The sequence below is a fragment of the Pilimelia terevasa genome, assembly GCF_014647915.1.
GTDB classification, from domain to species: Bacteria; Actinomycetota; Actinomycetes; order Mycobacteriales; family Micromonosporaceae; genus Pilimelia; species Pilimelia terevasa.
Genome location: NZ_BMQC01000017.1, coordinates 40,527 through 59,893, shown reverse-complemented (window position 1 = coordinate 59,893; position 19,367 = coordinate 40,527). Strand labels below are relative to the sequence as shown.

General features: G+C 74.7%; 9 protein-coding genes. All 9 read left to right on the top strand.

All coding sequences use genetic code 11. The features are described 5' to 3' along the window. The first annotated feature begins 90 nt into the window (after positions 1-90). The 9 genes from IEY75_RS18140 to IEY75_RS18100 all read left to right on the top strand — a co-directional run bounded on the left by IEY75_RS18140 (position 91) and on the right by IEY75_RS18100 (position 19,356). A complete protein-coding gene (locus IEY75_RS18140; RefSeq protein ID WP_189115584.1) occupies positions 91-1,050 on the top strand; it encodes a methionyl-tRNA formyltransferase in 960 nt (319 codons plus the stop codon). A gap of 86 nt (positions 1,051-1,136) precedes the next feature. Continuing rightward, positions 1,137-1,541 carry a (2Fe-2S) ferredoxin domain-containing protein gene (locus tag IEY75_RS18135; RefSeq protein WP_189115583.1) on the top strand — a complete coding sequence of 135 codons (405 nt, stop codon included), beginning with the start codon at positions 1,137-1,139 and terminating at the stop codon, positions 1,539-1,541. A gap of 88 nt (positions 1,542-1,629) precedes the next feature. Further along, positions 1,630-2,406, top strand: a complete 777-nt coding sequence (locus tag IEY75_RS18130) for a VOC family protein (RefSeq protein ID WP_189115582.1) — start codon at positions 1,630-1,632, stop codon at positions 2,404-2,406. A 75-nt stretch (positions 2,407-2,481) separates the two neighbouring features. After that, a complete protein-coding gene (locus IEY75_RS18125; RefSeq protein ID WP_189115581.1) occupies positions 2,482-4,260 on the top strand; it encodes an HSP90 family protein in 1,779 nt (592 codons plus the stop codon). Then, positions 4,257-7,085: a hypothetical protein gene (locus IEY75_RS18120; RefSeq protein WP_189115580.1), complete on the top strand. Its 2,829-nt coding sequence runs from the start codon at positions 4,257-4,259 to the stop codon at positions 7,083-7,085. Before IEY75_RS18125 ends, IEY75_RS18120 begins: the two co-directional genes overlap by 4 nt. A 200-nt stretch (positions 7,086-7,285) precedes the next feature. Next, entirely contained in the window at positions 7,286-8,173 is an 888-nt protein-coding gene (locus tag IEY75_RS18115; RefSeq protein ID WP_189115579.1) for a S1 family serine peptidase, read from the top strand. Positions 8,174-8,277: 104 nt separating this feature from the next. Beyond that, complete coding sequence (locus IEY75_RS18110; RefSeq protein ID WP_189115578.1) at positions 8,278-9,465, top strand: serine hydrolase domain-containing protein; 1,188 nt, start codon at positions 8,278-8,280, stop codon at positions 9,463-9,465. 48 nt (positions 9,466-9,513) lie between these two features. Next, entirely contained in the window at positions 9,514-9,804 is a 291-nt protein-coding gene (locus IEY75_RS18105; protein WP_189115577.1) for a metal-sensitive transcriptional regulator, read from the top strand. Between the two features lie 165 nt (positions 9,805-9,969). Beyond that, positions 9,970-19,356: a polymorphic toxin-type HINT domain-containing protein gene (locus IEY75_RS18100; RefSeq protein WP_189115576.1), complete on the top strand. Its 9,387-nt coding sequence runs from the start codon at positions 9,970-9,972 to the stop codon at positions 19,354-19,356. The last annotated feature ends 11 nt before the right edge of the window (positions 19,357-19,367 follow it).

The window sequence follows — 19,367 nt, the reverse complement described above, 5'->3', positions numbered from 1 at the left end:
GTGCTTAACCTTAGGGAAGGCTTGGTTTACTAGGAACACCTGTGCGCGGATTCACGCGCACGCGGCCGGTCTAGGTACGGAGGAACCCCCATGCGGGTCGTGATGTTCGGTTACCAGACCTGGGGGCACCGCACGCTCCAGGCGCTGCTCGACTCCCCGCACGAGGTGGTCCTCGTGGTGACCCACCCGCCGGGCGGGGGCGCCTACGAGAAGATCTGGAGCGACTCGGTGGCCGACCTGGCGGCGGCCCACGGGGTGCCGGTGATCGAGCGGGAGCGCCCCGACGACGACGAGCTGTACGACGCCCTGAAGGCCGCCGCGCCCGACGCGATCGTCGCCTGCAACTGGCGCACCTGGATCCCGCCGCGGATCTTCGCACTGCCGCCGATGGGCACCCTCAACGTCCACGACTCCCTGCTGCCGACGTACGCCGGCTTCGCGCCCCTGATCTGGGCTCTGATCAACGGCGAGCCCGAGGTGGGCGTCACCGCGCACATGATGGACGCGACCCTCGACGCCGGCCCCGTCGTCCTCCAGCGCGCCGTGCCGGTCGGCGACCGCGACACCACCGCCGACCTGTTCGCCAAGACGCTGGCGCTGTTCGGCCCCATCACCGTCGACGGCCTGGACCTGATCGCCAGCGGCAGGACCGACTGGACGCCGCAGGACCCGGACCGCTACAGCTTCTTCCACAAGCGCAGCGACGAGGACATCCGCATCGACTTCACCTGGTCGGCACAGGAGCTGGACCGGCTCGTCCGCGCCCAGTGCGCCCCGTACCCGGCCGCCTACTGCTTCCACCGGGGCGAGAAGCTGGAGATCATCGGGGCCGAGGTGTCGGCCGGCCGGTACGGCGGCACCCCCGGCCGGATCTTCTACCGCGAGGGCGACGGCGTGGCCGTCGTGGCCGGGGCGGACGCCCGCCGGGGGCGCAGCCGCGGCCTGCTGGTGACGCGGGTGCGGACCGCCGACGGCCGGGAACTGGCCGCCGGGGAGTACTTCACGCGCATGGGCGGCTACCTGACCAGCTACCCCGACCGGCTGCGCTGACCGGCCGCGCGCGGTAGGGTTCCGGCGCGCCGACACGGGGGAGGCAACGGGAATGGACAGCGACCGACGACCACACAGGATCCACTGTGGCTAGCGGCGCGGCGGAGACCCGCAGCGGGGTGGTGCTCTGCCGGGGCTGCTGCTGCGGCAGCGCCGCCAAGCACCCGGACGTCGACCACGCCGGGGAGCTGGCCGACCTGCGCGCGCTCAGCGACCGGCACCCGGACCTGCTGACGGTCCGCACCAGCGAGTGCCTGGGGCCGTGCGCGGAGGCCAACGTCCTGGTGGTCCGCCCGTCCCGCACCGGCCGGCGGCGGGGCGGCACCACCGTGTGGTTCAGCGCCCTGGACCCTGACGCCCGGGCCGCCCTGAGTCGCTGGCTCGCCGACGGCGGGCCGGGCCGGGCGCCCCTGCCGGCGGGCCTGGCGCCGTTCCAGATGCACCGGCCGCGCGGCCGGTCGCTGACCGAGGTCGGCGCCGGTCTGGGCTGAGCCGCGGCACATGTCCGTTGTCGCTGGGCCGGGGGGCGGTCCGGGCGAGTGGAGGTAAATGTCGGAGCCGGCGGGTAAGGATCAGGCCATGACGACAACGTACGCACCGGGTACGCCCAACTGGGTCGACCTCGGCACCACGGACATCGACGGCGCCAAGGAGTTCTACGGCACGACCCTCGGCTGGACGTTCGAGCCGCTGGCCGACGCCGGCGAGTACCACCTGATCCGCAGCGGCGGGCGGGTCGTCGCCGGCCTCGGCACCGCCACCGACGCCGCGCGGGGGACCTCCTGGGCCGTCTACTTCGCCGTCGCCGACGCCGACGGCACCGCCCGCGAGGTGGACGCCCAGGGCGGCAAGGTCGTCGTCGCGCCCACGGACGTGCACGACAAGGGGCGGCTCGCGGTGTTCCAGGACCCGGCCGGCGCGTACTTCTCGGTCTGGCAGGGCCGGGCCCTGCCCGGCGCCGAGCTGGTGGCCGCCGACGGCGCGATGTGCTGGGCCGAGCTGGCCACGACCGACCTGGCGGGCGCCAAGCGGTTCTACCCCGGGGTCCTGCCCGTGCGGGCGCGCGACATCGACGTCTCCGAGGTCCCCTACGCGGTGCTGGAGCGCGAGGAGGGCGTCGTGGCCGGCCTCTACGCCGTGACCCCGGAGCTGGACGCCGTCGGCGAGCACGCCCCGCCCCACTGGTCGGTCTACTTCGCCGTGGCCGACTGCGACGCGGTCGCCGACCAGGCCCTGGCGATGGGCGCCACCGAGCTGCTGCGCGAGACCACCCCGCCCGGCCGGATGGCGCTCATGCACGACCCGCAGGGCGGCAAGTTCTGCGTGATCACGCCGGACCCCACGTTCAGCATGTAGGACGGCGGGCACACCCCGCGCCGCGATCCGGGCTAGCCTGGCTCCTCGACACCCGGCGTCGAGGAGCCAGCGCGGATGAACAGCTTCCAGGTCGACCTGCGCGGCGTGGTGGACCTGCTGAGCCACCACCTGTACGGCAGTCCCCGCGTCTACCTGCGCGAGCTGCTCCAGAACGCCGTCGACGCCATCACCGCCCGCCGCGCCGACGACCCCGGCGCGCCCGCCGTCGTCTGGCTCGAACCCGCCGACGCCGGCCCCGACGGCGTGCTGCGCGTCCACGACACCGGCGTCGGGCTCACCGAGGACGAGGTGCACCGGTTCCTGGCCACCATCGGCCGCAGCGCCAAGCGCGACGAGCTCGGCTTCGCCCGGCACGACTTCCTCGGCCAGTTCGGCATCGGGCTGCTGTCCTGCTTCATGGTCGCCGACGAGGTCCGCGTCGACACCCGCGCCGGGGACGGCCGCACGGTGCGCTGGGTGGGCCGCGCCGACGGCCGGTACACGGTCGGGCCGGCGCCCGCCGGGCGGGCCGAGCGCGGCACCACCGTCACCCTGGTCCCCCGCCGCGACGCCGCCCACTGGCTGGACACCGCGACCGTCACCGCGCTGGCCCGCACCTACGGCTCGATGCTGCCCTACCAGGTCCGGGTCGGCGACGCGGTCACCACCGTCGGTGCCCTGCCCTGGGCGCCCGGACCGGACCGGCGCGCGCGGCTGCACGCCTACGGGCGCACCCTGCTCGGCGCGCCGCCCTTCGACGTCGTCCCCGTGCACGTGCCGGCCGCGGGGCTGACCGGCGCGGCGTTCATCCTGCCGGCGCCGGCCAACCCCGTGGCGCGCGCCGGACACCGGGTGTACCTGAAGCGGATGCTGCTGTCCGAGGGCGCCGAGGGCCTGCTGCCCGACTGGGCGTTCTTCGCCCGCCTCGCCGTCGACGCCACCGAGCTGCGCCCGACCGCGAGCCGGGAGGCCCTGTACGACGACGGGGTCCTGGAGGAGGTCCGCACCGCGCTCGGCGGCCAGATCCGGGACTGGCTGCTGCGGCTGTCCACCCGCGACCCGGCCCGGCTCGCGGCGTTCCTGGAGATCCACCACCTCGGCGTCAAGGCGCTCGCCCTGCACGACGACGACCTGCTGCGGATGGTCGCCCGCTGGTGGCCGATGACCACCAACACCGGTCCGCTGACGCTGACCGAGTTCGCCCGGCGGCACGGGGTCCTGCGGTACGTCGCCACGGTGGACGAGTTCCGGCAGGTCGCCGCCGTCGCCGCGGCCCAGCAGCTCGCCGTGGTCAACGCCGGGTACACCTACGACGCCGCGCTCATCGGCCGGCTCGCCGCCGTGGACCCCGCCGTGCGCACCGTCCGGCTGGAGCCGGGGGACGTGGCGACGGCGTTCGACGGGCTGGACCCGGCCGTCGAGCTGGGTCTACAGGGGTTCCTCGCCGCCGCGCAGGACGCCCTCGGCGCGGTGGACTGCGAGGTCGTGCTGCGCGCCTACGACCCCGTGTCGCTGCCGGCGCTGTACCTGGCCGGCCGGGACGCGCAGTTCCGCCGCGAACTCGCCGCCACCCGCCCGCAGGTCGGCGACGACTGGGCCGGGGTGCTGGACGCGATCGCCGACACCGCGCCGGCCAGCCGGCCGCAGCTCGTGCTCAACCACCGCAACCCGCTCGTGCGCCGCATCGCCGGCCTGCCCGACCGCGACCTGGCCGGCGCGGCGGTGCAGGGCCTGTACGGCCAGGCGCTGCTGCGCGGCCACCACCCCGTGCGGCCCGCCGAGGCGGCGCTGATGAACACCTCATTCCACGCCCTCATCGACCGGGCCGTGGCCGACCAGGACGGTGCGATGTGAACAGCGAACAGGTGACCGCGCTGCTGCGCGAGGCCGAGCGGCTGCCGGACGGGGCGGCGCAGATCGCCGCCGCCGAGGAGGCGATGCGGCAGGCCGACGCCCTCGACGACCCGAAGCTGCGGTTCGCGGCGCGGATGGGCGCCACCGAGGCGTACGAGCGCGGCGGCGAGCCGGCCAAGGCGTTCGTCACCTTCTCCTGGTCGCTGGCCGAGTTCGACCGCAACCCGGGGTACCACGACCGGTCCGACGACTGGCGGCTGCGCTGGCAGTTCAAGTACGTCTGCGGGTCGCTGACCGCCTTCCCGGAGGTGCCCCTGGACCGGACGCTGGCCGTCCTCGACGACATGGAGCGCCGGTACCGGGCCGGCGGGCACAGCCTGCACGCGGTGTACACGCAGCGGTTCGGGCTGGCCCGGCACCTCGGCGACGACGAGGCGGCCGCGCACTGGTACGACCGCTGGCAGGCGGCGCCGCGCGACGAGAACTCCGACTGCGCCGGCTGCGACCCCACGACCCGGGTCCACTACCTGTACGACCTGGGGCGCTCGCCGGAGGCCGTGGCGCTGGCCGGGCCGGTCCTGGACGGCCGGCTGACCTGCCGGGTACAGCCGGAGGCGATCCTCACCGCCCTGATGCTGCCGCTGCTGCGCGTCGACGCCCCGGACCGCGCCCGCGACGCCCACCTGCGCGCGTACCGCCGCCAGCGGGACCGGCCCGCCCGGCTCGACGCGATCGCCCAGCACGTGCGGTTCTGCGTGTTCACCGGCAACGACGCGCGGGCGCTGGAGCTGGTCCGCCGGCACCTGGACTGGCTGGACCGGGCGCCCTCGCCGTACGCCGCGATGGAGTTCGCCGCCGCGGCGGCCGCGGCGCTGCGCCGGGTCCCGGACGCCCGGATCCACCGCCGCCCCGCCGCGGGCGGCGAGGCCGTCGCGCGCGCCGCCGGGGACCTGGCCGAGGAGCTGGGCGGCCGGGCCGAGGAGCTGGCGGCCCGGTTCGACGCCCGCAACGGCACCGACTACCAGAGCGGGCGCGTGGCGATGCTGCGGCACGCCGGCCCGCTCGGGACGCACGTCCCGCTGACCGCGGTGCCGACGCCCGCGCCGGGACCGGCCGGCCACCCGAAGGACGCGGGACCGGCCGCCGACGCGCCGGTCGACGTGGTCCTGGACGAGCTGGAGCGCCGCCAGCGCGGCGGCGACACGAGCGCGGTGCGAGCGCTGGTGGCCGCCCACGCCGACCGCCTCGCCGCCGCGGGACTGGACCCGGTGCAGCGCGCCCGGCTGACCGAGGCGCGCGGCTGGGTGCACATCGCCGCCGACGAGTTCGCGCAGGCGCGGGCCTGCTGGGGCGAGGCCGCCGACGGGTTCCGGGCGGCCGGTGACGACGTCCGCGCCCACCTGTGCGTCGCCGCCGCCGGACTGGCCCGCTGCGTGGCGGCCGCGCAGGCGGAGCCGCCGGCCGGGGACGAGACCGACGCGGGCCTGGCGCAGGTGCGGGCGGCGACGGCCGAGGTGGTCGCCCGGGGTACCGCCGCGGACGCCTGCCGGGCGCGGCTGCGGCTGGCGCTCGCGCTCGTCGCCACCGGCGACGCCGCCGCGGCGCTGCCGGTCGTGGAGGCCGCCACCGCCCCCGCCGACGAACCGGAGCTGGGCGCCACCGTGGCCCTGCGCCGGATGCAGGTGCTGGCGGCGCTCGGCCGCGAGGACGAGGTGCCCGCCGCGCTGCGCGCCGCCTACGAGGCGGCCCGGGGGCTGGGCGGCGACGACTGGCCGCAGCTCTGCCTCGCCCACGCCGCGCACCTGCCGGAGGACGCGTCCGAGCTGGACACCGTCCTGGACGAGGCCGTGGCCGCGGCCGTCGAGCCGGACGTGGTCGCCAACGCCCACCTCCAGCGCGCCCGGCACCGGCGCGGCCGGGACCGGGCACCGGAGGCGGTCGCCGACTACGTGGCCGCCCTCGGCGCGTGCGTCGCGGCCGGCGCGACCGAGCCGGCCGCGTTCCTGCGGGCGGAGCTGGCCGACGCCTACCTGTCCGTCGGGCGCCCGGTGGAGGCGGCGGAGCTGGCCGAGGAGGCGCTGCCCGGCCTGGTCGCCGCCGGTGCCGCCGCGGACGCCGACCGGTGCCGGTACCTGCTCGTACGCTGCTACCGCGAGCTGGGGGAGTCCGCGGCGGCCGTGACGACGCTGGACGAGCTGGCCGGCAACCTCAGCGGGTTCGACCTGCTGGGCGACCACGGCCAGATGCGCGAGGAGGCCGGGGTGCTGCTGTACCGGGCCGACCGAGACGCCGAGGCCGCGGTGCGGTTCCGGCAGGCCGCCGACGCGTACACCCGGGCGGGGCTGGTGCTGCCCGCGCTGCGCGCCCTGCGCCAGCGGGCCGGCGCGCTGCACTGGGCGCAGGACCCCGCGGCGCCGGCCGCGCTGGCGGAGGCCGACGCCGCCGCGGCGGCGCTGCCCCCGCAGGTCGCCGCCGAGCCCGAGGGCGTCTGGGAGACGGCGATGCTCGCCCGTGACGGGGCACAGGTCCTCATCGGCGCCGACGCCCTCGACGCCGCGCTGGCCCGGGTGGCGCCGGTGGCGTCCCGGCTGCGGGAGATCGAGGCGTTCGGCGAGGCGCTGAGCGCCGAACTGGTGCGCGCCGAGATCCTGCTGCGCCTGGGTCGGGCCGCCGACGCCGAACCGGTCCTGCGCGAGCTGCTGACCGCCATCCCCCGCGACGCCCCCGCGATCGGCCGGGCGGCGGGCCTGTTGGCGGGCGCGCTGGCGGAGCAGGGCCGGCAGGAGGAGGCCGAGAAGGTCGCCCGGGAGTACGACCTCGCCTGAGAACGCCGCGCGCCGGTCGGCCCCGGCGCGCACCTTGCGTAGTGGTGCTCGGGTCTGCGTCTGCGGCGCTGGTGGGATCCACCAGCGCCGGCCTCCGCCTCCTCCGAACCGGCAGTCACACATTGTGACGTTCGGAGTGAACCGGGGGGCCAATCGACGCGTCTCTATGACCAGGAGTCCGCAGGCGGAGGAGAGTGCACATGGGCCGACGGTTGTTGATCACGGGATCCCTCATCTCGGTGGGCGTGCTGCTGGGAACGGCGGTCGTCGCGCATGCGGAGGAGGACCCGGTCGGCATCGTCGGCGGCAAGCCGTCGGCCGAGGGGGTGTACCCCTGGATGGCCCGGCTGAGCATGGGCTGCGGCGGCAGCCTCATCTCCCCGGACATCGTGCTCAGCGCCGCGCACTGCTTCAGCGGGTCCGACCCGGTGACGGCGGCGATCGGCAAGGTCCGCCACTCGGAGGGTGAGAAGATCACCGGCGACCAGGTGCGCAAGGGCGCCGGGCCGGAGCAGAGCGACTGGGCGGTCCTGAAGCTGAGCACGCCCTCGGCGGCGACGAGCTTCGTCAAGCTGCCCGCCGACGGCAGCCTGGACACCTCGCCGAGCTTCAGGACCATCGGCTGGGGGGCGACCTCCGAGGGCGGGCCCCAGTCGGAGGTGCTGCTGGAGGTCGACGTGCCGCTGGTGCCCGAGGCGCAGTGCGGGCCGGCGGCCCAGGTCGAGATCTGCGCCGGCGACATGGACAAGGGCGGCATCGACTCGTGCCAGGGCGACTCCGGGGGCCCGCTGCTGGCCGGTGACGTGATCGTCGGCCTGGTGAGCTGGGGCGAGGGCTGTGCCCGCAAGGGCAAGCCCGGCCACTACGCGAAGGTCAGCGCGTTCCTGGACGACATCCGGGACGCGATCACCGAACTCGGCGGGCAGCAGCCCGGCGGCGGTGGCGGCCCGACCCCCACGCCCAGCCCTACTCCGACGCCCGGCCCTACCCCCACGCCCGGCCCGACGGCCTCGCCCACCGCCTCGCCGTCGCCCACCCCGGACGGGGGTACGCCGTCGGACACCCCCGGACCGGGGGACACCGACTGACCATTTCCGGGCGCCTCATCCGCCATAAACTGACCGATTCAAGCGGTTAATCCGTTTTAGGTCGTTGTATCCGCGAAGCAGGCGGGTGAGGGCGGGAGGACACGATGCGGCGAACGGGCCGTGCGCGGTGGGTGGCCTGGTTGGCGGCGATGGCGACGGTGGCGGCGTCGGCGGGGTGCGGCCCCACGTTCGGCGGCGACGCCGAGCGGGTCGCCTGGCACCCGGCGCCGCCGCCCCGGGAGTCCACCTGCGAGGCCATCGCCCAGCGCCCGGGCAGCGACGCGTTCTACGAGTCCAACAGGCCCTACGTCGACCGGGGCGAGATCCGCCCCGACCCGCCGCGCGCCACGCCCGCCTCCCAGGGCGTGGACCCCGCCCGGCTGGCGCGGGCCGCCGCCGCGCTGGACGGCAAGCCCGGCGTGCGCAGCCTGCTCGTCCTGCGCAACGGCAGGCTCGTCTACGAGCGGTACCTGCACGGCGGGAGCCGCACGCAGAGCAACAACGTCCACTCGGCGTCCAAGGGCATCATCCAGGCGCTCGTGGGCATCGCGGTCGCGCAGGGCAAGGTGCGCAGCCTGGACGTCCCCGCCGCCGCGTACGTACCCGCCGAGTTCCCGCCCAGCTCGCCCAAGCGCGCCATCACCCTGCGCCAGCTCCTGACGATGTCCTCCGGCCTGAGCTGGACCGAGGACAGCACCGAGCACAGCATCGGCCGCACCCGCGACTGGGTGAAGGCGATCATCGACCGGCCCTACCGACCGGCCGGCCGGTTCAACTACAGCACCGGCAACACCCACGTCCTGTCGGCGGTACTCCAGGCGGCGACCGGCATGAGCACCTGCGCCTACGCCGAGCGGTACCTGTTCGGCCCGGCCGGGATCACGCCCGAGCACTGGGGGCGCGACCCGCGCGGCGTCTACTCCGGGGGCTTCAACCTGTTCCTGACCGCCCGCGAACTGGCCCGGTTCGGGCAGCTCTACCTCGACGGCGGGCGCAAGGGCGGGCGGCAGGTCGTCCCCGCCTCCACGGTCCGGCAGGCGGGCGCCGCGCGCTTCCCCGACGCGGGCGGCGCCGGCTTCGGCTACGGTTCGGGCTGGTGGGTCACCCGGGTCAACGGGCACAAGGTCCTGCTGGCCTGGGGCTGGGGCGGCCAGTACGTGGCCGTCGTCCCGGACCTGCGGATGGTGGTCACCACGACCCAGGACACGCAGGGCGGCGGCCGCCGGGTCGACGCCCGCGAGCTGGACATCCGCCGCTTCCTCGGGCAGTACCTGGTGACCCGGCGGGCCTGAGGTCCCAGCAGGCCCGATACCCCTCGGGGGTGTCGGTAGCATGAGGGGATGACGGCACCGCAGCGCGGCTACAGCGCCACCAAGGACCAGCTCCTCGCCCGGCTGCGCCGCATCGAGGGCCAGGTGCGCGGGGTCGAGAAGATGGTGGACGACGACCGGTACTGCATCGACGTCCTCACGCAGATCAGCGCGATCCAGGCCGCGCTGGACAAGGTGGGCCTCGGCCTGGTCGACGGGCACGCCCGGCACTGTATGCGCGAGGGTGCCTCCGCCGGCCGGGCCGAGGAGCTGACGACGGAGATGATGGCCGCCGTCGGGCGGCTGATGAAGCGCGGCTGACCTGCTACTGACGGGTACCGCTGTCGGATAGCCGACAGTCGCGGGCGCCCTCGTCCGGCTACGGGTAACGGCCGACGGGTTCGCCGCTTTCGCCCCGCATTGACGGACGTATATCTTCGTGGCACGGTCTCCGCCGACACTCCTTCACCCTCACCGGGGAGCGGTATGCGCGTGCGTCGGTTCCGGCCCGTCCGACGAGGTCTGTGGCTGCGTGCCCACCGGCCGACCGCCCTGCGGGCGGCCGTCGCCGTGGCGCTGGCCGCGGTCCTCGGCGCGAACGCCGCGGCCGCGGGCGCGGCGGCCGTCGACATTGCCCCGGCCCCGGCCCCGCCCCCGGCGCCCGCCCCGCTGCCCACCCAGCGGCTGGGCACCGCGACCGACTTCAGCCACGTCAGCCGTCCCGGCCTCAACCGGACCGTGCCCCAGAGCTGGCGCGGCAGGTACCCGCTGCCCCGGGCGAAGGCGCCGGTCTGGAACAGGGCCGCCGTCACCCCTGCCCCGGCGCCGGCCCCGCGCGCCTTCGACGCCGGCTTCGCCGAGGCCACCAGCCCCGAGGTGCCGGAGCTGCGCGACCGGTACCGCCGGGTGTACGCCAACCCCGACGGCTCCCAGACCACGATGCTCTCGACGAGCCCGCTGCACACCCGACAGGCGGACGGCCGCTGGGTGCCGGTACCCGCGGGCCCCCCGGTGGACACCCACCGCGCCGGCCGGACGATGTACGTCACCAGCGCCGGCCAGAGCACCTCTGGGGAGAAGTTCTACGCCGGGCGCGACGACGCCGGCCGTGCGGCCGCCGGCTACCTCGCCTTCGCCGACGACGACCTGCGCCGGCTGCGCGGCCACCTCGTCCTCGGCGCCGCCCTCGCCGTCGTCCAGTTCGACGCCCACACCTGCCGCCCGAAGCCGGTCGCCGTGCACCCGGTCACCGAGGCGTGGGACCGGGGCCGGACCTTCCCCGGCCCGGCGGTCGGGGCGCGGCTGGCCAGCCGGTCGTTCAACCACGGCCACATCGGACACGGGCAGAGCCAGTCGGCGTGCCCGGCGGCCTCGGAGCGCTTCGACCTCGGCGCCGCCGGGGCGGCGCTGGTCCGGGCCTGGGCCGACGGGAGGAAGCCGAACCACGGGCTGTCGCTGCGCGCCGCCGACAGCGCCGAGGCGATGAAGGCGTTCGCCACGACGGCGACGAGGAACCCGCCCGCGCTGTACGTGACGCACTCGCCGTACAACGCCGGCTACGAGATCCCCGACCCGGTGCCGAACCCGGCCGTCCAGCAGAACCAGCCCGGCAGGGTGAAGGTCACCGTCACCAACACCGGCGCCGAGGACTGGAAGGCCAACGACTTCTACCTCGGGTACCGGGTGTACGACGCCAGGACGGGCAAGGCCGTCGCGGAGCGGGTCCAGCGGGCCGCCGAGCTGGCCAGCACCGTCCGGCCGGGCCAGCGCGCCTCCGTCGAGGCGACCGTCCAGCCGCTGCGGCCGGGCGCATACCTCATCGACTTCAGCATGGTCGACGGCCGCCGCGGCGCGGTCTTCACCGACCACCAGGTGCCGCCGGGCCGGCTCACCCTGTACGTGTTCGACAAGCCGGCCGAGGTGCTCCGGCTGTTCCCCGCCAACGGGCACCAGGCGCCCACGCTGACGCCGCTGCTCTCGGTGTTCGCCACCGACCCGGACGCCCCGGCCGACAGCGCGCTCCAGTACCGGTTCGAGCTGTGCGAGGGGGAGACCCCGACGTCGGTCAAGGACTGCGTCACCCGCGACTTCAGCCCCCTGGCCCAGTGGCAGGTCCCCGAGGGCAGGCTGTACTGGGGGCGGTCCTACCAGTGGCGGGCGTTCGTCAGGGACACCGGCTCGACGATCGAGAAGCCGTTCACCTCGCTGCTGCCCTCGCCGCCGCAGCCCTCGGTCACCTCCGGCATCGCCAGCGCCCCGCACGCCGCCAAGGACCGCGACTTCGACCCGCAGCTCGGCAACGTCACCATGACGGCGCTGGACGCGCCCGTCGTGGTGACCGGCCCCGACCTGAACATCTCCCGGACGTACAACAGCCTGGACCCGCGCACCGACAGCATGTTCGGGGCGGGCTGGATCAACCGGTACGACATGCGGGTGACCCGGGACGGCGACAACTCGGGCAACGTGGTCATCACCTACCCGGACGGCCAGACGGTCCGGTTCGGCCGCAACCCGAACGGCACCTACGCGCCGCCGGCCGGCCGGGCCGGCTCGCTGACCGTCGACCAGGGCGAGTGGCTGCTGCGCGACCGCTCGGGCGTCCGGTACCGGTTCGACGGCGCCTCCGGCCGCCTGGTCAAGATCGTGGACCACGACGGCCGGGCGCAACTGGCCACCTGGGACGGACCGCGGCTGGCCAGGGTGCAGCAGGCCCCCAGCTCCGGCCACCGCGAGGACCGCGCCCTGCACCTGACCTGGGACCGGGGCCACGTCGTCCGGGTCAGTACCGACCCGGTCAACGGCGCCCCGCTCACCTGGGAGTACCGGTACGCCGGTGACCTGCTCACCCGGGTCTGCGGCCCGCTGGGCAGGTGCACCGGCTACGACTACGCCGACGGCTCGCACTACCGCTCCTCGGTGCTCGACGCGCGGCCCGAGTCGTACTGGCGCTTCGGCGACCACGCCGCCCCGGCGCACCCCGGCGGCGGGCCCGCCGGCAGGCCCGGCGCGGCCAGCGAGATCGCCGTCAACCAGGGCCGCGACGCCGGGGTCGCCACCGACGTCGAGTTCGGCGCCGAGGGGGCGGTCGCGGGTACGGCCAACAGGGCGGCGCGCTTCAACGGCCGCACCTCCGCGGTCGCGCTGCCGAGGAGCAGCCTGCGGCAGAGCCGCGACGCGGCCGTCGAGCTGTGGTTCCGCCAGGGTCCCCAGGACGTCGGCGGCCCGCTCGTCGGCTACCAGGACCAGCCGCTGGACAAGGCGCCGACGTACGGCGTCCCGCTGCTCTACACCGACCCGAACGGCTTCCTGCGCGGCCAGTTCGGCACCGGCCGCGGCGGCGAGCTGCCCGGCGACGTCAAGCTGCGCTCGCGCCTGCCGGTCAACGACGGCAGGTGGCACCACGCGGTGCTGTCGGCCGCCGGCAACGCGCAGTCCCTGCTGGTCGACGGCGAGGAGCACGCGAAGGTCGCCGGCCCGGCGCTGGACAACAGCACGCTGGACTTCGCCCAGATCGGCGCCGCCCACGTCACGGGCACCTGGACCGGCCTGCCCGCCGGCCGGCGCCACTACGCGGGCACGGTCGACGAGGTCGCCCTCTACCTGCGGCCCGTCACGGCGGAGACCGCCGCCGCCCACCACCGCCTCGGCCGGCAGGCCGCCAAGGTGCTGTCGAAGCTGACGCTGCCCAGCGGCAAGGTCGCCGCGGAGGCGGAGTACGACGTCGACCTCGACCGGGTCCGGGAGTACACCGACAGCGACGGCGGCACCTGGCGGATCGGCGCCCCCGCCGTCTTCGGCAACGAGTCCGACCTGCGCCGCAGCGTCGTCGTCCGCGACCCGCGCAACAAGCCCTACCTGTACGAGTACGACGCGATCGCCAACCGGGTGCTCCGGCTGGGAATGCCCGTCGGACTGGAGGGCGTGCCGCAGGAGACCGAGACCGACCCGGACGACCAGCCGGCGCCCACCAGGCCGGTCGACGAGTGCAAGCCCCCCAAGCCCGACGAGCCGGTCTTCTGCTCGGTGCTGCCCGACTCCGCCGGTACGCCCGTCTTCGTCCAGTGGGACCTGAAGCTGATGGGCGTGCGGACGTTCGAGTACGACGCGCAGGGCCGCCAGCGCCGGATCGTCAACGAGTACGCCGCCGCCCTGACCATGGAGTACGACGCGCGCGGCAACCTGACGAAGAAGACCACCTGCCGGGCGCCGGGGCAGTGCCAGTCGGTGTACTCGACGTACCGGTCCAGGGACCAGCTCGGCGGCGACGGCGACCTGGCCGACGACCTGGCGACCGAGGTCCGCGACGCCCGCTCCAGCGGCCCCGACGACGCGCGGTACGTCACCCGGACCCGGTACGACACCGCCGGCCGGCTCGTCGAGCAGCAGACGCCGATGCGGGCGACCGTCTCGCACGAGTACTACCGCGCCGAGAGCAACGTCGACCCCTACCCGAGCGGCCTGCTGGTCCGCAGCACCGACGCCAAGCGCCGGAGCACGCTGTTCGGGCACAACCGCAGCGGCGACGTCACCACCGTCACCATGCCGCACCTGGCCGGCGCCGCCGTGAAGCCGCAGACCGTCAGCACCTACGACGCGCTCGGGCGCCGGCTCACCGAGACGCTGCGCACCCAGGAGTACCCCGACGGCGTCACCACCAGCTTCACCTACGACGAGTACAGCCGCCCGGCCACGGTCACCGGTCCGGTCACCACCGATGCGGTCACCGGCACGAAGCACCAGCGGCGCACGGTCAACGAGTACGACGACGACGGCAACCTCACCCGCAGCACCGTCTCCGACGCGCTCACCGACGCGCCCGCCCGGGTCACCGTCGTGGAGTACGACGCGTTCAACCGCCCGGTCGCCACGCTGGACCCCGAGGGCAACGAGACGTCCCGGGAATACGACGTCTTCGGCAACGTCACCGTCGAGACCGACGCCAACGGCACCCGCACCGAGTACCTCTACACGGCGCAGAACAAGCGCGCCGAGGTCCGCCTCCGCGACCCGCGCAACATGGACGTCAGGCCCTGCCGCGACCGGGACAAGGGCAGGCGGTACCTCACCCTGCACGTCTACTCCTACGACTGGGCCGGGCGCCTGGCCAGCGACACCGACGCGCTGTGCCGCCGGCTGGAGTACGAGTACCACTCGGACGACCTGCTCAAGCGGATCGTGCTGAAGAACGCCGACGGCGCCGGCAGGGACGTCGTCGTCGAGCAGACCGAGTACGACAACGCCGGCAACGTCACCCTCCAGAAGGCGGCCAACGGCCGGCGGACCACGTACACCGAGACCGACGCCGACGGCCGGACCACCCGCACGGCCGAGGACCCCGACAACATCGCGCGCAGCACGCTGTACACGTTCGACGCCATGGGGAACCCGGAGACGGTCCGGGTCAAGGGCCGCTCCTCGCACCTGTCCGACGACGGCGCGTTCGACGACTGGGGCGAGCAGTCGGTGGTCGCCTACGACTACGACGCCCTCGGCAACCTGACCGCCGAGCGCGCCGTGGACGGCGAGCGCCAGCGCACCACCACGTACACCCACGACCAGCGCGGCCTGGTCACCAGCAGCACCGAGCCGCGCGGCAACGCCCCCGGGGCCGACCGCGCCGCCTTCACCACCACCTTCGGCTACGACGAGCTGGGGCGGCGGGTCCGGGCCACCGGCCCGCAGGTGGCGGCGGAGAGCGGCGGCGGCAGCCCGGCCGCGGGCCGGGCCACGACGGTCACCGGCTACGACGCGTTCGGCGAGGTCGTGGCCGTCCGGGACCCGCTGGGCAACGTCACCCGCACCGCGTACGACCGGCTCGGCCGCCCCGTGCGGACGACCGCCCCGACCTACACGGCCCCCGGCGGCCCCCACGAGGCGGTCACGCCGACGACGTCGACCCGCTACGACGGCAACGGCAACGTGGTCGAGAGCACCGACGCCCGCGGCAGGGTCAGCCGGTTCGGCTACGACCAGTTCAACCGGATCGTCACCCGGGAGCTGCCCGGCGGCGACGACGGCGCGTGGGCGGTGTGGCGGTACGCGTACACGGCGACCGGCGAGGTCAGCGAGGTCACCGACCCCCGGGGCGGGGTCACCCGGTCCACGTACGACGACCAGGACCGGCTCGTGACCGTCACGGTGGTGGAGCGCCACCCGCACCTCCAGCACCTGACCACGAGGTCCGCCTACGACGAGGTCGGCAACCTGCTCACGACCGAGACGCCCTCAGGCGCGGTCACCGCCAACCGGTACGACAGCGCCGGCCAGCTCGTCGCGACGACCACGCCCAACGGGGTGACCACCAAATTCGGCTACGACCAGTACGGCCGGCAGGTCCGGGTCAGCGACGGGGCCGGCCGCACCGTGCGCAGCCAGTTCGACCGGCTCGGCAACCAGACCGGCGAGAGCGCGCACGCCGACGCCAGGGAGAACGCGCCGAAGCTGCGCGCGGTCAGCAACCAGTACGACGAGGCGGGTCACCTGGTCCGGTCCGTGGACCCGTACGGCAAGGCGACCACCTTCGCCTACGACGCCGCGGGCCGGATGACCACCCAGGTCGAACCGGTCGGGGACGGCCGGACGATCACCACCGGCTTCGGCTACGACCTGGCCGGCAACCGCACCCGCTACACCGACGGCCGGGGCCACGACACGGTGTACACCGTCAACACCCTCGGCCTGCCCGAGTCCGTCGTCGAGCCGCGGACCGCCCGCCACCCCGAGCCCGCCGACCGCACGTGGACCGTCGCCTACGACCCGGGCGGCCTGCCGACCCGGCTGGCCGCCCCCGGCGGGGTCACCCGCAGCCGGACCTACGACAACGCCGGCCGGCTGCGCACCGAGAGCGGCGCCGGTGCCGAGGCGGCCACCGCCACCCGGGAGCTGGGCTACGACCTGGCCGGCCGGCTGACCACCGTGCGGGCGCCCCGGGGCGACAACAGCTTCCGGTACGACGACCGGGGCGCGCTGATGGCCAGCACCGGCCCGTCCGGCGACGCCACGTTCGACTACGACGAGGACGGCCGGCTGCGGCAGCGGTCCGACGCCGCCGGCACCGCGACCTTCACCTACGACAAGGCCCGGCTGGCCACCGCCACCGACGGCATGACCAGGCTGACCCAGCGGCTGGGCTACGACGCCGCCGGCAACGTCGACGCCGTCGACTACGGCGCCGGCCGGGTCCGCACGCTGACCTACGACACCTTCGGGCGCCTGGCCGGCGACACCCTGCGCAACGCCGAGGGCGGCGTCGTGGCCTCGCTGGCCTACGGCTTCGACCTGAACGGCCACCTGACGTCCAAGAAGGCCGTCGGCTTCCCCGAGGGCGGCGACAACACCTACGACTACGACGACGCCGGCCGGCTCACCCGGTGGACCGGCCCCGGCGGCGCCACCGCGTACGGGTGGGACGACGCCGGCAACCGCACCCGCGCCGGCGCCCACACCGCCACCTACGACGAGCGCAACCGCCTGCTGGCCGACGGCGAGTACACCTACGACCACACCGCCCGCGGCACGATGGCGGCCCGGACCAGCTCCGGCCTGAAGGAGCCGCTGGCCTTCGACGCCTTCGACCGGCTGGTGTCCGCCCACGGCCAGTCGTACACCTACGACGGCCTCGACCGGGTCGCCGGCCGCAACGACAGCCCCTTCCGGTACGCCGGGGACGACAACGACGTCGTCACCGACGGCGGCGACACGTTCAGCCGCGGCCCCACCGGCGAACTCCTGGCCACGGCAGCCAACGGCGGCGCCCCCCGGCTGGCTCTCACCGACGGCCACGGCGACGTGGTCGGCGACCTCGACCCGACTGCCGACAAGCCGGCCGCCCTGTCCGCCGCCACGACCTACGACCCGTGGGGGCAGGTCGTGGGCGCCAAGGGGGACACCGGCAACCTCGGCTTCCAGGGCGACTGGACCGACCCGGCCACCAGGCAGGTCAACATGGGCGCCCGCTGGTACCAGCCGGGCACCGGCGGGTTCGCCTCCCGCGACAGCGCGACCTACGCCGCGGGCGACTCGATCCTGGCCAACCGCTACACCTACGCCGCGGGCGCGCCGCTGGACTTCGACGACCCCGACGGCCACTGGCCCAAGTGGCTGGACCGCGGCGTCAACGCCGTCAGCCACACCATCTCCGCCGCCGGCCGGGCCGTCTCCGGCGCCTACCAGGCCGCCAGCCACTACGCGTCCCGCGCGTGGGAGTACGCCAAGTCGGCCGTCCGCACCGCGGTGAGCTGGGTGGGCAAGGCGGCGTCCTGGGTGTACGGCAAGGCGAAGGCCGGCTGGAGCTGGGTCGCCGACAAGGCCCGCCAGGGCTGGAACGCGATCACCTCCGGCAAGGCCTGGGACTGGGCCAGGCAGAAGGCCCGGGAGCTGGCCGCCCGCGCCTACGAGCAGGCCAGGCAGGTCACGGCGCGGGCGAAGGCCGCCGTGGTCGACGTGGTCCGCAACAAGGTCCTGCCCGTCGTCAAGGCCCTCACCAAGCCGCTGCTGACCGGGATCAAGACGGTCGTCTCCGCCAGCGCGAAGTTCGCCGCCAACGTGGTCGGTACGGTCCGCGCGAGCGTCAACGACCCGGCCAAGTTCCTCCAGGGCATGTACCAGGCGGCCGCCGACCGGGTCGGCGCCCTCATCGAACAGGCCTCGACGCTCGCCCACGCGGCCGGGGAGTGGGTGGAGGCCCACAAGGCCGACATCATCGGCTTCGCGGCCGGCGCGGTCGTCGGACTCGGCTGCGGGGCGCTGATCGGCTGGACGGGCGTGGGGGCGGTGGCCTGCGGGGCGCTCGCCGGGGCCGTCGGCTCCGCGGTGACGGGGGCGATGGAGGGCAAGCGCGGCGCCGAACTGTGGAAGGGGATCGGGACGGGGGCGCTGTTCGGCGGCCTGGCCGGCGGCCTCGGCTCGGCGGTGGGCGCGGGGCTCAAGGCGGGGTTCGCGGCGGTCGGCGGGGGACTGCGGACCGCGGCGGGCGCGGCTGGGCGCGGCATCTCGCAGGAGTTTTCGGCGCTCGCCCGGGGGCGGGTCTCGGGCGGTCTGCTCGGGCGGTGTCCGAACAGCTTCACCCCGGAGACGCGGGTGTTGATGGGGGACGGGTCGACCAAGCCCATCGCGCAGGTGAAGGTCGGCGACAAAGTATTGGCCACTGACCCGACGACCGCCGTCACGGCCGTCCAGGCTGTTACCGCGGTAGTCGCGGGCAGCGGCGACAAGGCTCTGGTCGAGGTGACCGTCCGCGCGCGGGACGGAGTCGGTGCCTCGGCGAATGTGACCGCCACCGCAGGCCACCCATTCTGGATTCCGAGCCTGCGTGCGTGGGTCCAGGCGAAGGACATCAAGCCCGGGTACACGTTCCTCACCGCTGATCGCCGGACCGTCGAGGTCGTTGAGGTACGCAACAGGTATTCACAGACAGCGGCGTTCAATCTTTCCGTCGGCCGGCTGCACACCTACTACGTGGCCGTCGGTGAGAGTGCGGTCCTTGCGCACAATTGCAAGGCGTATACCGGAAGTCACCGCCAGAATGGCGACTCCTACGTCGGCGAGCATCGCGCGTACGAATATCGGGCGTATCACGGGCGGCACCATGTGGACGGGCCACCCGACTATGTCGGCGCCCATCGCCCTGACACATGGTGGGACAAGGTTGGCGCCAAATTCGGTCCGCAAGTGTACGAGGCTGGACACGAGGGCTGGCAGACCGGAGCGTGGGTATCGGAGATCGTCGGTACGGTGGCACCGGAGTACGGGCCCGCCGCCCGCGTATTCGGTACGGTGGCGGGTGGCTCAAAGGGATGGCTGCAGGGCGGGCGCGACGGCGTCGATCCTTGGCGAATTCCGCATTACAGTCGCCCTAACGATTTCAACTGAAATGAAGACAC

Coding starts and splice junctions, on each gene's coding strand:
- IEY75_RS18110 (WP_189115578.1), top strand. CDS start 8,278: ATGCGGCGAACGGGCCGTGCGCGGTGGGTGGCCTGGTTGGCGGCGATG.
- IEY75_RS18125 (WP_189115581.1), top strand. CDS start 2,482: ATGAACAGCTTCCAGGTCGACCTGCGCGGCGTGGTGGACCTGCTGAGC.
- IEY75_RS18130 (WP_189115582.1), top strand. CDS start 1,630: ATGACGACAACGTACGCACCGGGTACGCCCAACTGGGTCGACCTCGGC.
- IEY75_RS18100 (WP_189115576.1), top strand. CDS start 9,970: ATGCGCGTGCGTCGGTTCCGGCCCGTCCGACGAGGTCTGTGGCTGCGT.
- IEY75_RS18140 (WP_189115584.1), top strand. CDS start 91: ATGCGGGTCGTGATGTTCGGTTACCAGACCTGGGGGCACCGCACGCTC.
- IEY75_RS18105 (WP_189115577.1), top strand. CDS start 9,514: ATGACGGCACCGCAGCGCGGCTACAGCGCCACCAAGGACCAGCTCCTC.
- IEY75_RS18115 (WP_189115579.1), top strand. CDS start 7,286: ATGGGCCGACGGTTGTTGATCACGGGATCCCTCATCTCGGTGGGCGTG.